Genomic DNA, 12,526 nt, shown 5'->3' with positions numbered 1-12,526 from the left:
TGGCGCGGAGGTCAAATCCGCGAAGGCCGGCGAGGAAATCTTGCTGATTACGAATCAGACGCCTTTCTACGGCCTTTCCGGGGGGCAGGCCGGTGATATCGGCATAATGGAGTCGGCGGACGTGGACTCCCGCTTCATCGTTGAGGATACCCTGAAGAAGCTGGGTGATCTTCACGTGCATGTCGGCCGGGTAGATGCCGGCGAAATTCGCATCGGCGACGTGCTGGAAATGGAAGTTGCGACCGACCATCGCGCCTGCCTGCGCGCCAATCACTCGGCAACGCATCTTCTCCATGCCGCGCTTCGCCACCGGCTTGGCGCGCATGTGACTCAAAAGGGCTCTCTGGTTGCACCCGACCGGCTTCGATTTGATTTTAGCCATTCGGAGCCGCTGACGCCGGAAGAACGCCTTGCCGTGGAAGCCGACGTAAACCGGAAAACCCGTCAAAACTCGGAAGTGACAACCCGCCTGATGACACCGGACGAAGCGGTGGGCGAAGGCGCTCTGGCGCTGTTCGGTGAAAAATATGCCGATGAAGTGCGGGTTCTGTCTATGGGGGAAGAAGCCGGAAAAAGCTTTTCCGTCGAGCTTTGTGGTGGCACCCATGTTCGGCGGACGGGGGATATTGGTTTCTTTAAAATCACAGGCGAAAGTGCCGTGGCATCCGGTGTGCGCCGGATTGAGGCGCTGACAGGCGAAATGGCCGAGGATTTTGTGAGGATGGAAGAAACGCATTTGCACGAAGCCGCCGCCCTTCTCAAGGTGGCTCCCGGTGGCGATGCGTTGGTGACGCGAATCGGCAGTCTGATGGATGAGCGCAAGCGCCTTGAGCGCGAATTACAGCAGGCGCGTCGTGATTTGGCGCGCGGTGGGGCGATGGCCGGTGGGGGTGTCGAAAAAGAAGGCGGTGTTCGCGATATCGAGGGTTGCAAGTACCTTGCCCGCCTGCTCAAGGGCGTGCCGGCAAAAGAGCTGCGTCCAATGGCCGACGATCTGAAAAAACAGGTGGGTTCCGGCGTTGTGGCCATCGTAGGCGTTGGTGAGGAAGGCAAAGTTTCCCTCGTCGTCGGCGTTACCGATGACCTGACAGACGGCCTAAACGCAGTCGATTTGGTCAAGGCGGGGGCGGGTGCCATGGGGGGCAAGGGTGGCGGTGGCCGTCCGGATATGGCCCAGGGCGGTGGCGTTGATCCAGCAAAGGGCGAGGCGGCCCTTGAGGCGATCGCCAAGGCAATCGCCCAGGGGATCGCCAAGAGCGCCGGCAACGCGTAACGCGTAGAAGGCGTCGTTACCTTCGCAACCTACCTTTGCGCAACTGTCCTTAGACGGTTGCCATCGCCGTTTGCAGATTTTTATCCAGCTTGTCGAGGAATTGCCGGGTCGTCAGAAATTTCTGGTCCGGGCCGATAAGGATGGCCAGGTCCTTTGTCATGAAGCCCTTCTCAACGGTCTCCACGCAGACTCTTTCGAGGATTTCCGCAAATTTTTCAACGTCCGGCGTTCCGTCGAATTTTCCGCGATAGGACAGGCCGCGGGTCCAGGCAAAAATGGAAGCGATCGGATTGGTCGAGGTTTCCTTGCCCTGTTGGTGCTGCCGATAGTGACGGGTTACGGTTCCGTGTGCGGCTTCCGCTTCGACGGTTTTTCCGTCCGGCGTCATCAACACGGATGTCATCAATCCCAACGAACCGAACCCTTGCGCGACGGTGTCCGATTGAACGTCGCCGTCGTAATTCTTACAGGCCCAGATAAACCCGCCGTTCCATTTCATCGCGCAGGCAACCATGTCATCGATAAGCCGATGCTCGTAGATGATGCCCTTGCTTTTAAACGTGTCGGCAAACTCGCTATCGAATATTTCCTGAAAGAGGTCCTTAAAACGCCCGTCATAGGCCTTCAGAATTGTATTCTTCGTTGAGAGATACACATCCCAGCCGCGCTCGAGCCCATAATTCATGCAGGCCCGCGCAAAACCGCGAATCGATTCATCAAGGTTGTACATGGCAAGGGCAATTCCCGAAGACGGAAAGTCAAAGACTTCTTCCTCCCTCGCTTCGCCGCCGTCTGCGGGTTCGAATCGAAGGGTCAGTTTTCCCGGGCCGGGGACCAGAAAATCCGTCGCGCGATATTGATCGCCAAAGGCGTGACGCCCAATAACGATCGGTTTTGTCCATCCCGGGACGAGACGCGGTACGTTTTTGCAGATAATCGGCTCGCGGAAGACGGTGCCGCCAAGAATGTTTCGGATTGTCCCATTGGGCGATCGCCACATTTTTTTTAAATCAAATTCTTCGACCCGCGCTTCATCCGGTGTGATGGTTGCGCATTTGACGCCAACCCCATATTTCTGGATTGCCTTGGCTGCATCCACTGTAATCTGATCGTTCGTTTTGTCCCGGCATTCCATCCCGAGATCGTAATATTTCAAGTCAATATCGAGATAGGGGAGAATTAGCTTTTCTTTAATGAACGCCCAGATGATCCGGGTCATCTCGTCGCCATCAAGCTCGACGACGGGGTTTGCAACTTTGATTTTTGGCATTGGCGTGGCTTCCCTTGCGGCTGCATATGGGTCTTTCTTCAGCAGGGCGCAAAATAGCACCGGGGTGGACAAGTGCAAAGCCCTACATTGGTGAAAAAAACGACCGGATTCAAACCTTACTCGTGACGGTGTGAATGGCTGGCTCTGGCGCTGCGGCGAGGGCGGGAAGAATTGCTTCGACGCTGGGAACGGTTGTCAGAAGGTCGGCATTTTGTGGTTGCGCGAAACCCTCATCTGTAATCGCAGCAATCAGCGCGATCAGTGGGCCCCAATAACCTGCAATATTTGCCAGCAGGATGGGCTTGTCGTGGCGGCACAATTGCTTCCAGGTAAGAATTTCGACCACTTCATCCAGGGTGCCGAAGCCGCCGGGAAGGACGACAAAGGCATCTGCAAGCTCGAACATTTTCTGTTTTCGGCTGTGCATGCTGTCGACGACGATCATTTCCGTCACGCCTTCATGGGCGACTTCGATGTCCAGCAGAAATTCCGGCATAATCCCGGTGACGTCACCGTTGTGTGCCAGGACGGCGTCCGCAATGGCGCCCATGAGGCCAACCCCGCCGCCGCCATAGATCAGCCGGATCCCATGGGCAGCCAGAATGGTGCCGAAATTTTTAGCGGCCTCCAGGTAGATCGGGTCCACATCCTCCGTGGAACCGCAGTAAACGCAAAGGGCCTGAATGTTTTTCATTGTTTCTCACCTGGGGGGTAACTGTCATGGCAAATGGCGCTTCTGATTCTATTCGATATAGTCCATTGCGCAATCCATCGGCAAGGAAGGAAACAGCGGAATGTCTGACGCAATTTTATTGCAGGAAGTCCAGAATGGGGTGGCGACGCTTAGTTTTAATCGCCCGAAGGAACTGAACGCCATCGACAATGCCCTTGGCATTGCCCTTTGTGAGGCTTTGCATGCAGTGGAACAGGATGCAAATATTCGCTGTGTCGTGCTGCGCGGGAATGGCAGCCATTTCATGGCAGGGGGGGACATCAATAGCTTTGGTGCGATCCTCGACAAGGGAGAATGGGCCCGCCGCCGGGCTATCGGCGAGCTTGCCATTCATGCCCATGATGCGATTGAAACCATCCGCCGCATGGACAAGCCGGTTGTTGCCAGCCTGCGAGGTGCCGCGGCCGGATTTGGCATGAGCCTGATGCTGGCCTGCGATTTGGCGGTTGCGTCCGAGAAAAGCTTTTTCACCCTTGCCTATTGCCACATTGGCCTTAGCCCGGATGGTGGTTCGACCTACTTTCTGCCGCGAAGCGTTACCCTCAAGCAGGCAATGGAAATTGCTCTCCTGGGGGATCGGTTTGACGCAAAACGTGCCTATGAACTTGGCATCGTCAATTGGGTGGTTGTGGATGAGGCGCTGGAGGAAAAGACGGTCGAAATTGCAACACGTCTGGCATCGGGTCCGGCCAAGACCCTGGGCCGGACAAAGGCGCTGCTCAACCACGCCTCCGCTTATGCGACGACCCTTGATAGTCAGCTTCGCATGGAAGAACGCGGCGTGATGGACAGTGCTGCGGACGAGGAATTTGCGGAAGGAATCCGTGCTTTTCTTGCGAAGCGAAAGCCGAATTTTCAAAAACCGTCCTCTTGATGGCTTCCGTCACCCGGCAAGAATTTTACGCAGGAAGTTTGGCCGGAGGTGGTAGTGATCGATATGCCGCTCGCCGTTCGATGTGCCGTCCGTGCTTACGGTTTGTCCGTAAGCGTCGAGGAAACCGGCTCCCCGTTCGGCGGCGGCGCTTTTTAGGGCTTCGTTGAAGCGCGCAATGCCATCGAGATAGGTCGTGCGGTCTGCCGTTGTGAGTGCGTTCAGCGCCGGTCGCTCGCAATGGGGTGCTGGCACACCACAGAAGATCGGACGAATCGCGCGCGTGGCGGCCAGTTCTGCGACAAGGGTGGTGTAGCCCTCCACGGTCGACCGGATGATTGTGTCAAGGTCGCCGCCCTGTTTGCGGTGATGGTGGAAGATCCCTTCATTGTGACGGCAGTCAATTTCGCCAAAGGAAAAAATTGCGGTGGCCTTTTCCGGAAGCTGCTGAAGGATGGTGCGAAGGCTGCGTTGGAAATAATTTTTTTTCGCTTGCGACAGGTGCCAAGCCTTGCAGCCGATCAGGAGGTGGGAAACAACCTTCGCCGAAATACCCTCAACAGTAACCGTTGTGCCATTTGGTGAAAGAGAATGACTTTCCCCTATCAAATGCAGTCTGCCACTGGTGGGTGCTTCATAAAAATCGGTATTTTCTTCGCGGTAGCGTAGAAGGCGTTCAAGATAAAGCTGATAAATACACAGGCTGGCGTCGATGGTCGTTCGGTCGATGGCCTCAGCGTGGGTGTGACAGCTTTGAAGGCAATGTGCCAATTCGTCGAGATCCTCCTGAAGCCATGCATAGATCGCGCGATTGACAAAAAGGGCGTAACGCTGATTTGCGGTTAGTCGTGTGTCCTTAAGAAGTGGGTCGATGACGCCTAAGCCTTCCACAATTCTTTGCTGCCGCAAAAGCGTTACGGCAAAGCCGATATGGGGGGCCAGATCCGACCCGAAATCGCGTGGGATCGCGGCATAGGTGGCAAGCGCCGCTTTGACATCTCCTTTTTCGACCAGCGTCTTGGCCAGACTTGCGGCGGCGTTCGGGAACTTGCCGATTACCGGCATCGCTTCCCTGGCCAGGGCTTCGGCACCGTCCAGATCGTCGCCATCGGCAAGCAGTCCGGCGAGATTGGCGCGGGCAAGCGGATTTTTGTTTGGGGCATCGATTGCCTTTTGCAACGCCGGGGTTGATTTGTTCAGGGCGCCGTTGTCGAGAAGAAGGCTGCCGAGATTGTCATAGGCGTTCATTTCCGGCTTCAATTCGACGGCCTGCTGATAGGCGGCGAGCGCGTCGTCGATGCGGCCAAGTTCCCGATAGACGCCACCCAGGTTAAAATAGGCCTCCGCATGATCCGGCTTGATGTCGAGGGCGCGTCGGAAAGCGGCAATGGCTTCCTCTGGCTTGCCCGCTGCTTGTAGCAAGACGCCAAGATTGGTGTGCGTATCGGGATTGTCCGGCCAGAATTTCAAGGCCTGTTTATAGGCGGCAAGCGCTTCGTCGAGTTTCCGCTGCTTCTTCAGAACATTCCCAAGATTGTTTAAAGCCTCTGCGCTATCGGGTTTGAGCGCGATGGCGCGGTTGTAGACGGTGATGGCTTCCTCGAACTTGCCGACGGTTTGCAGCACATTGGCGAGGTTGCTGTGAATCTGGGATTTTTTTGGTTCTAATTTCAACGCGCGTCGGTAGGCGATGAGTGCGTCGTCCATCCGCCCCAGTTTTTGAAAAACAAGCCCGAGATTGTTATGGATGCCCGCGTTCGTTGGTTCGACCTGCGCGGCGGCCTGGATCAATGCGAGGGCGCGGTCCGCGTTGCCAAGCTGATAGGTGGCGAGCCCACAATAATTCAAGGCATCCGGATGATCCGGCTGTTCGGAAAGAAAACGTTGATAGAGCGGCAGCGCATCGCCAATGTGTCCGCTTTGATGCAGGGAGACGGCTTTTTTCAGGCCCTCCGGCAGGGAGGAAGCGCCTTGCGTCCGGCGCAATTTCTCACGCTGTCGGCGCTCCTTGCGGTTCATGCGGAATCCTTGCGTTGTTCTTGGTGCCGAGGCGGTGGCTGGAGCCTCTACTTTGCAAGGAATTTGGTTAAAAAAGTGCTTAAAGCGCCGCCGCGCAGCCGGGCCGGTTAGTCCGGTCTGCGTATATGGCGGATGCCAAGACCGAGACCAAGAAGGGGAAGCCCGAAGATGCCGGTCAGGTGTAGAACAAGATTCCAGGTCGCGCGGTCTTCTGTTCGGTCCTGGGTTTCGAACAGTTCAACCTTGCCATGACGGCCTTTTAACAGGGGGAAACGGTCCTCGGTGATTTCATAATTGAACTCGGTGATTGCAAGGGCGTCCTTCGACCATTCCGGCATGGTCCATGCGCCAATCCCGAGAATCCAGAAAAGGGATAGCAGAAACCAGACGCTGAAAAATTTATGCGGGCGCTTCATCTTTTTTAAGAGGGCCATGCAACCTTACTCCGCTTTTAATTCGGACCACGGCACATCGATCTCGGTATCCTCGCGGCCGCCTTTCAAGGTGTTGAGGCTAATCAATGCTGGGTCGATCACCTCGTTGAAGCGTACGGTATCATCCGTGGCAAAGATGGTGGCGTGGTTTCTCTCAAAATCCACGATGAGTGCCCATGTGGGCCATAGAATGCTTCCCTTTGGTTCTTTTTCGATCGGGAAGACGTGATAGCCTTGGATGGTCGTTTTCCAAAGCTCGCCTTTCTTCGTATAGAACTCGCCAAGATAGGGAATCCAGGTCTTGGTATCGATGTAGACAATTTTTTGACTGTATGGATGCAAGGCTGGCGCCGTTGCTTCGATTACGTAAACCTCACGTGGTTCCCATACATCCGCCGGGTTCCAGTGCGGTTTGGTTTGTGTTTCGAAACCCGGAAAAAGGTCGGCGTCCTCCACCGCGTCATTGTTGAAGAAAGGGTGGGCGGTGTTGGCAATGACGAGGACCTTCTTTTTTGCAAGAATCTTATAACCGTCATACCAGGTCGGATAGGCGCTGAAGATTAACAGATCGTCGCCAAGGAAGTCCGTTTCCCCGATTTGGTCCATCCAGAAATCGCCGGACCATTTCACGACCTTGTTGGCGTCCTTCGCGTAAATCAGCAGGTAATCCGTTCCACCCGTGTCGTAGCGATAAAAAAGCAGGCCGTTTCCCTTGAAAATATCGGGGGCCGTCATGACGAGGATGTTCTTGTCGAAAAGCTTGCCCGATCCCAGAGTCGGCTTTCCGGGCCGGCGCAGAAGCCCCTTTAGAAAGACGCGGGTGAGCTCCTGGTGCGTAACGCCTTCGATGCCTTTTTCGCCGTTGATCATTGCGATGCTTGTATTGGGAAAAACCTGGCTGTCGCCACGTGGCCTTCCGTAGAAAAGATTCCAGATGACCTTCAGGCCCGCATCCGGATCGTCCAGTTTGATGTCGGGGAAGGGGGCCCCGGCTTTCCAGTCAACGACCCTGCGCGTCTCCGGATCGAGCGAGACGGTGGTCCGGTTTTTTTCGCCCGCTTTTTTGAGCACCGGGTCGATGGGATGGGGCTTCGCATGCGCGAGCTTCATCGTCAGACCCTTCTCACGAATCTGCCATTGAAAACGCTCTGGGATAAGCGCGCCGAGCGGCGTTCCGTCGAAGGTCTGCTCAAGAAGTTGATCAAGATTCCCGGCATGGACGACCGTGCCGGCCTTGATCTCGGCCGCTGGCGCAGGGATGGCAAATGCGCTCCCCATTGCGATGGCGAAGGCGGTGCCTAGGCATGTCTTACGAAGGGACATACTTTTTCCTCATGCGTTTGTTGGATGTTTAGAAGAACGAGCCGACGGCTTTTTCATATTCCTCGGAACGGGTTTCGCCATCCTCTTGGCTGCGGTGTGAAATCGTTCCGCGTGACTGGACGCGATTGGCGCGAATGGCATTCGTCGCCCCGCCGCCTTGCTTGAGGCGATTGACAAGATCCTTGCCCTGAGCCGGCGCGCCATAGCCCTGACCGGCCTTCCAGCCATATTGCTTTTGCTTGTATTCGCTCATATTGGGGCCGCCAAGGGCTAGCCATTTGGCAGCTTTTTTATCGTCTCGGGGCATGCCCATGCCGTAGTGGTACATAATTCCAAGCTGATATTGTGCTTCGCCGTCGCCAGCCTCCGATGCACGCTTCAACCATTTGAAGGCGTTGCGGTAAAGCTGTCCATATTTGAAGAAGATGCCGGCCTGTCTCTGGCCCTGCACATGGCCCTGTTTTGCTGCCTTCAGGTACCAGCGAAGCGCGGTCTTGTGTTTTTGCAGGATGTGCTCGCCGGCCTTGTAGGTGACACCGATGCGATCCAAATTCGTCGGGTCGTAGATCTGTCCGATGTAGAACTGGGCGCGCGCGTTTCCTTCGACGGCCAGTGGCAACAATTCGTCATAGGCCACTCGCCAATTGCCCTTTGCATAGGCCCGCTGGCCTTCGGAAAAACCTGCGAATGCGAGGCCTGGCAGCGCCGGAAGAAGAAGCGCGCCGAGGAAAATAATTTTCCAGGAGAAATGTTTCACGGCAGTTGTCCCCCTCTCTCGTTTTCGTCATGCGCCGATCTTGGTCGTGGCGCAATCTGTAAAACCCTACCAGAAGATATGGTATGGTGTGGCGGTATTTCCAGTTAAAATTTAAGGGTATTTTCCTAAGGGCCGTGCCCCCGGCAGCCCGGATTTTTTCTGCTATGCGGGAGGGGGTGGCGCATTTGCGGTACGTGAAAACTGGTGCCGGATAGAGGATTTGAACCCCCGACCTTCGGTTTACAAAAGAGGTCCAGCCTTTCTAAGCCCTTGAAATCTTTTGTATATCAATGGACTACAGTAGACCACTGAATATACACAAACGATAACAGAGGATTAGCTATGCTCACAGATTCACTCACACCTGGAAACGAAGAAGAACGCATCCGATCCGTAGAGACTGAGATGCGGTGGGAGATGGAGGGGGTAAATCGGGGTGTTGATCGTTATCGCAAGGCTATAGCCACTAGCAACCTTGGAGACACGGACCCCGGTCAGAAGATGCTTGTGGAGATCATGTCGTACCTCGTGCCTTCCGTGGAGAAGGCTCAGGACCATCCTGAGGTTCTCCACCTAAACAGTGGAACACTCTAGGAGGCTCACTGAGGCCCCTCCTCTACATGCTCGGCTAGGGGTTTTTGTGCGGAGAGGTGGCAGGTGTGGACTGAGGGCGGTCCCTGGGGTGTCCTGAGGGCATTTTGGTCTATAGGTAGACTAGTGGTGTACTATGGTAGAACTTGAAGGGGGCTTTAGGTTGACCCTGAGAATGTTTACTGTAGCGATGTGCGAGCGGGTCTCTCTAGGAAGACATACGGATCTTCCCCATTGCCCCCCTCAAAGTGAGGGAGATACAGTCCATAGGCGCTGGAGCTAGAAACAAATTCCTTGGCAAGCGCACGTCTTCAGGCTCTCAGCTAACCTAGTCACTCCCTATAACTCGATGCCTTCTGTATCTCAACCTAATCAAGGGTTGCAAAGCCTGCCCTTCGGATTGAGATTATGAAGGGGATGTGATGAGACCGCCTGGAGGTATCGGGACATCTTGATTCTCTAAGGAGAATCAGCGCACGCGCACACGTCCACGCCCCTGTATCTGATTTTTTTGTTGACAACTATCCAGTGCTAACCACTAGATGTGTTTAAGTAGATAAGATAAAAAAACTGCTAGTCCTTCCGTTTCACAAATAGGAGGACTCAGTCCTGCAAGGCTTCTGGAAGGCGTCAGCCGGATAGTTCCCGGAATTTCGATAGATGGAGGATCACCTTCTCTTTCAAACTGAGGCACTACAAAAACAAGGCGTTACCTCGCCAGTTCATTTATCGGACACTATCGATGAATCGAGAGAGGAGACCCTTAGAGGTAACCTGAAGAAAACTGAAAGAAGGAATCTAGAGATATATTATCATAATAATATAAAACCTAGAAACCAGAGTCCTAGAGAGAACTCTAGGTAGAACCCTAGAGTAATCTAAGAGTCCTAAGAGTCCTAGGTAGAACTCTAGGTAGAGACCCCTTATGGATTGTCTATAATGAGGTCCACTACTAGGGGTCTCCTTAAGAACTCTTAGACACAGAGTCTTCTTAAGATCACTCTAAGTAAGGAGGTCATATGGATTTGTCTGATTGGTTATGTCTCATTCTATTTGGTCCCTGGGTTCTGGCGATCATCCGATATTTCTGGCTACACGGTTAACCTGTAGTTCATGATGTGCAATAGGTAATCGCGTTTCACAAGGAGGACAAGATGTCTAACCATGACAAGGAGAGGAAGCTAAAAGCCGCAAAGCGTTTAAGGAGAGAAGCTGGAGCGTATCTGAGAAAGTTAAGACATGCAGAACAGCTAACCCAGTTAGAACTCGCTCACCTCCTTGGTTATGACTATGTGACGTTCATTTCACAACTAGAGTGTGGTGGCGCACAGATTCCACCTGATCGCATCAAGGACTACGCAGAGGCTCTTAAGACTAACCCTAAGACCTTCGCAAAGACCTTATTGCGCTATTACGAACCTCAGCTTTTCAACCTAATATTCGGAAAAGCCAGTGAATGAGTGTTGTTGAATTTCCAAAGGCTCAAGCGTTCTCTCCCAGTGATCTTTCAACCATCAACGCTCTCTTTTCGAACCTGTCTTCGATCGGTGTCGTCAGAGACCTTGAGTATCACTCAACGGAAACTGGAGACCCTCAAGCCTTCCTGTTGTCTTCAGACGGCCAGGGGGACTGCATCACGCGCCTCCTCAGGAACGGCACGCCGTACTACGTGGTCAACAACAGGCTTGGGGAAGTCATGCGCGAAGGACCGTCACTTGAAGACGTTGTAGGCGCTTCGTGGCGGCTAGGTAAGGTCGCCCTGTAAAACAGGAGGTAAACACCATGTCTGTCTATCTCGCATCAGGACGCCGGTTCTATACCTATGGTTTCATCCTTGATGGCGTTCGTTACCAGGGATCAACCAAGCGTTCCATCAAGAAGGAAGCCCTGGCTGTTGAACAGGGTGTCCGTAAGAAGCTCCTGGATCACAGCCAGCTTGGTATTCTTGATGAGATCACCCTAAGGGACGCTATGGACCTCTGGTACAAACAACACGGCTCACGCCTCAAGGGGTCAGGACGTATCCAGAGTGTTATCAAGCGCATCTTCGGGGAGGCGGGGAGGCGGGGCTTTAAGGGCAAACCATATGGCCTGAAAGGCTCAATGCTTTTGTCGAACCTGACGACAAAGGACATCCTTATTCTGGTAAACAAGCGCTTTGAAGAAGGGATGGCCCCTGCCTCTATCACGCAGGAAACAGCCACGCTGAGAACTGCTGTGAATCGCTTCAAGAAAATATACCAGACAAACCCTTCTCTTGAGTTCCCCACTGCGAAGACAGATAAGCGCCTGAAGTCAGCACACAAGATACGCTTCCTGTCTCTTGAGGAAGAACAGCGGCTCCTAGTCGCTCTTGATCCTCAAGCTGACCGGAAGGGCTTACCCCCAGCCGACCAGCGTTCCCTTGTTATGCGTCAGGAACTCACGGACGCCTATGACCTGGCAGTTCTTCTCCTGGACACAGGGTGTCGATTTGGGGAAGCCATCACGCTTCTTAGGGAAGATGTGGACACCAAATCTTAGGGAAGATGTGGACACCAAAGACGGGACACTCTCCCTGTATCGCCCAAAGGTGCACAATTCGTCTGTGCTGAGATTGTCAAAGAGACTTAAGGAACGTCTTGAGACACGTCTTGAGAAAGCGCACCCAAGGAACCCCTATCTGTTTGCCTCAAAGACCGGGGAAGGCCATGTGTTGTCGTGTAGGTCTATCGGAAGGACTATGGACAGGGTAGGGATCAACGCCACGCATCGTGTTGAGCGCTATGGAAAAGCTACTATCCATTCGCTGAGAGACACTTTTGCTTCACGCCTGGTAAGCCAGGGTATCTCTTTGTACGACTTGCAGATGCTCTTAGGCCACGCGTCGCCTACCATGACGCAGAAGTACGCGCATCTAAGTGTACAGGATAGCGCTAAGAGAGCTGTGAAGGTGTTAGACGAACTTCACGCGGCCTAGTATGTGCAATCCTAATGCAGGGACTTCAGCAGGACGAACCTACAATACGTAGGCCTGAAGTGTTCGTACACACACGTACAACAGTCTGTGCTTCAGCATATGTCGTATAACCGATTGCACCGATGAACAGTACCAGGGCAAGGATCGCTAGATATTTTCTCATAGGTATCTCCTTTTCTATGAACAAGATTAGGGAATGTAACGGGACACTTGAATCTGGAGTGAGGCGGGATGAGGGGGGATGAGGGGGGATATACCGGGACGCCCGCAGGTAATGGGACTTTTTGGAGAGGGTC

At 53.9% G+C, this 12,526-nt stretch carries 13 protein-coding genes; 7 read left to right on the top strand and 6 right to left on the bottom strand.

Annotated features, from left to right (window positions below):
* Positions 1-1,273 (top strand): alanine--tRNA ligase (locus tag COA65_09925; protein PCJ57115.1); only part of this gene is annotated, 1,273 nt, incomplete at its 5' end.
* A gap of 49 nt (positions 1,274-1,322) precedes the next feature.
* Here COA65_09925 and COA65_09920 read toward each other — a convergent pair.
* Together COA65_09920 and COA65_09915 are read right to left on the bottom strand one after the other, a co-directional pair.
* On the bottom strand, positions 1,323-2,543 hold the full coding sequence (locus tag COA65_09920; GenBank protein PCJ57116.1) for an isocitrate dehydrogenase (NADP(+)): 1,221 nt from the start codon (positions 2,541-2,543) through the stop codon (positions 1,323-1,325).
* A gap of 109 nt (positions 2,544-2,652) precedes the next feature.
* On the bottom strand, positions 2,653-3,237 hold the full coding sequence (locus COA65_09915; GenBank protein PCJ57114.1) for a TIGR00730 family Rossman fold protein: 585 nt from the start codon (positions 3,235-3,237) through the stop codon (positions 2,653-2,655).
* A 100-nt stretch (positions 3,238-3,337) separates the two neighbouring features.
* On the opposite strand from COA65_09915, the gene COA65_09910 reads away from it, so the two are divergent.
* Entirely contained in the window at positions 3,338-4,150 is an 813-nt protein-coding gene (locus COA65_09910) for an enoyl-CoA hydratase (GenBank protein ID PCJ57113.1), read from the top strand.
* A 9-nt stretch (positions 4,151-4,159) separates the two neighbouring features.
* On the opposite strand, the gene COA65_09905 is transcribed toward COA65_09910, so the two are convergent.
* The 4 genes from COA65_09905 to COA65_09890 all read right to left on the bottom strand — a co-directional run bounded on the left by COA65_09905 (position 4,160) and on the right by COA65_09890 (position 8,680).
* Entirely contained in the window at positions 4,160-6,166 is a 2,007-nt protein-coding gene (locus COA65_09905) for a hypothetical protein (GenBank protein PCJ57112.1), read from the bottom strand.
* A 107-nt stretch (positions 6,167-6,273) separates the two neighbouring features.
* Positions 6,274-6,600, bottom strand: coding sequence for a hypothetical protein (locus COA65_09900; protein PCJ57111.1), 327 nt, complete (start codon positions 6,598-6,600; stop codon positions 6,274-6,276).
* 6 nt (positions 6,601-6,606) lie between these two features.
* Positions 6,607-7,923, bottom strand: a complete 1,317-nt coding sequence (locus COA65_09895; GenBank protein ID PCJ57110.1) for a hypothetical protein — start codon at positions 7,921-7,923, stop codon at positions 6,607-6,609.
* Between the two features lie 28 nt (positions 7,924-7,951).
* Positions 7,952-8,680 carry a hypothetical protein gene (locus COA65_09890; protein ID PCJ57109.1) on the bottom strand — a complete coding sequence of 243 codons (729 nt, stop codon included), beginning with the start codon at positions 8,678-8,680 and terminating at the stop codon, positions 7,952-7,954.
* Between the two features lie 405 nt (positions 8,681-9,085).
* Here COA65_09890 and COA65_09885 point away from each other — a divergent pair, with 405 nt between their 5' ends.
* From COA65_09885 to COA65_09865, 5 genes are all read left to right on the top strand, one after another.
* Positions 9,086-9,274, top strand: coding sequence for a hypothetical protein (locus COA65_09885; GenBank protein ID PCJ57108.1), 189 nt, complete (start codon positions 9,086-9,088; stop codon positions 9,272-9,274).
* Between the two features lie 1,151 nt (positions 9,275-10,425).
* Positions 10,426-10,731: a transcriptional regulator gene (locus tag COA65_09880; GenBank protein ID PCJ57107.1), complete on the top strand. Its 306-nt coding sequence runs from the start codon at positions 10,426-10,428 to the stop codon at positions 10,729-10,731.
* On the top strand, positions 10,728-11,036 hold the full coding sequence (locus tag COA65_09875; GenBank protein PCJ57106.1) for a hypothetical protein: 309 nt from the start codon (positions 10,728-10,730) through the stop codon (positions 11,034-11,036). The genes COA65_09880 and COA65_09875 overlap by 4 nt, the downstream gene beginning before the upstream one ends.
* Before the next feature lie 17 nt (positions 11,037-11,053).
* The gene (locus tag COA65_09870) at positions 11,054-11,794 is read left to right on the top strand and encodes a hypothetical protein (GenBank protein PCJ57105.1); all 741 of its coding nucleotides are present in this window, start codon (positions 11,054-11,056) and stop codon (positions 11,792-11,794) included.
* Positions 11,706-12,230 carry a hypothetical protein gene (locus COA65_09865; GenBank protein ID PCJ57104.1) on the top strand — a complete coding sequence of 175 codons (525 nt, stop codon included), beginning with the start codon at positions 11,706-11,708 and terminating at the stop codon, positions 12,228-12,230. Before COA65_09870 ends, COA65_09865 begins: the two co-directional genes overlap by 89 nt.
* Positions 12,231-12,526: the final 296 nt, after the last annotated feature.

This window comes from Rhodospirillaceae bacterium (assembly GCA_002746255.1).
In the GTDB taxonomy this organism is placed as follows: domain Bacteria; phylum Pseudomonadota; class Alphaproteobacteria.
Note: the sequence above shows the minus strand (reverse complement) of the source record. Positions and strands in the feature narration are given on the sequence as shown.

What these genes read in the sequence shown, in the direction of transcription:
- COA65_09905 (PCJ57112.1), bottom strand. Translation starts at nt 6,166, where the DNA reads ATGAACCGCAAGGAGCGCCGACAGCGTGAGAAATTGCGCCGGACGCAA.
- COA65_09880 (PCJ57107.1), top strand. Translation starts at nt 10,426, where the DNA reads ATGTCTAACCATGACAAGGAGAGGAAGCTAAAAGCCGCAAAGCGTTTA.
- COA65_09875 (PCJ57106.1), top strand. Translation starts at nt 10,728, where the DNA reads ATGAGTGTTGTTGAATTTCCAAAGGCTCAAGCGTTCTCTCCCAGTGAT.
- COA65_09885 (PCJ57108.1), top strand. Translation starts at nt 9,086, where the DNA reads ATGCGGTGGGAGATGGAGGGGGTAAATCGGGGTGTTGATCGTTATCGC.
- COA65_09915 (PCJ57114.1), bottom strand. Translation starts at nt 3,237, where the DNA reads ATGAAAAACATTCAGGCCCTTTGCGTTTACTGCGGTTCCACGGAGGAT.
- COA65_09920 (PCJ57116.1), bottom strand. Translation starts at nt 2,543, where the DNA reads ATGCCAAAAATCAAAGTTGCAAACCCCGTCGTCGAGCTTGATGGCGAC.
- COA65_09865 (PCJ57104.1), top strand. Translation starts at nt 11,706, where the DNA reads ATGACCTGGCAGTTCTTCTCCTGGACACAGGGTGTCGATTTGGGGAAG.
- COA65_09900 (PCJ57111.1), bottom strand. Translation starts at nt 6,600, where the DNA reads ATGGCCCTCTTAAAAAAGATGAAGCGCCCGCATAAATTTTTCAGCGTC.
- COA65_09910 (PCJ57113.1), top strand. Translation starts at nt 3,338, where the DNA reads ATGTCTGACGCAATTTTATTGCAGGAAGTCCAGAATGGGGTGGCGACG.
- COA65_09895 (PCJ57110.1), bottom strand. Translation starts at nt 7,923, where the DNA reads ATGTCCCTTCGTAAGACATGCCTAGGCACCGCCTTCGCCATCGCAATG.
- COA65_09870 (PCJ57105.1), top strand. Translation starts at nt 11,054, where the DNA reads ATGTCTGTCTATCTCGCATCAGGACGCCGGTTCTATACCTATGGTTTC.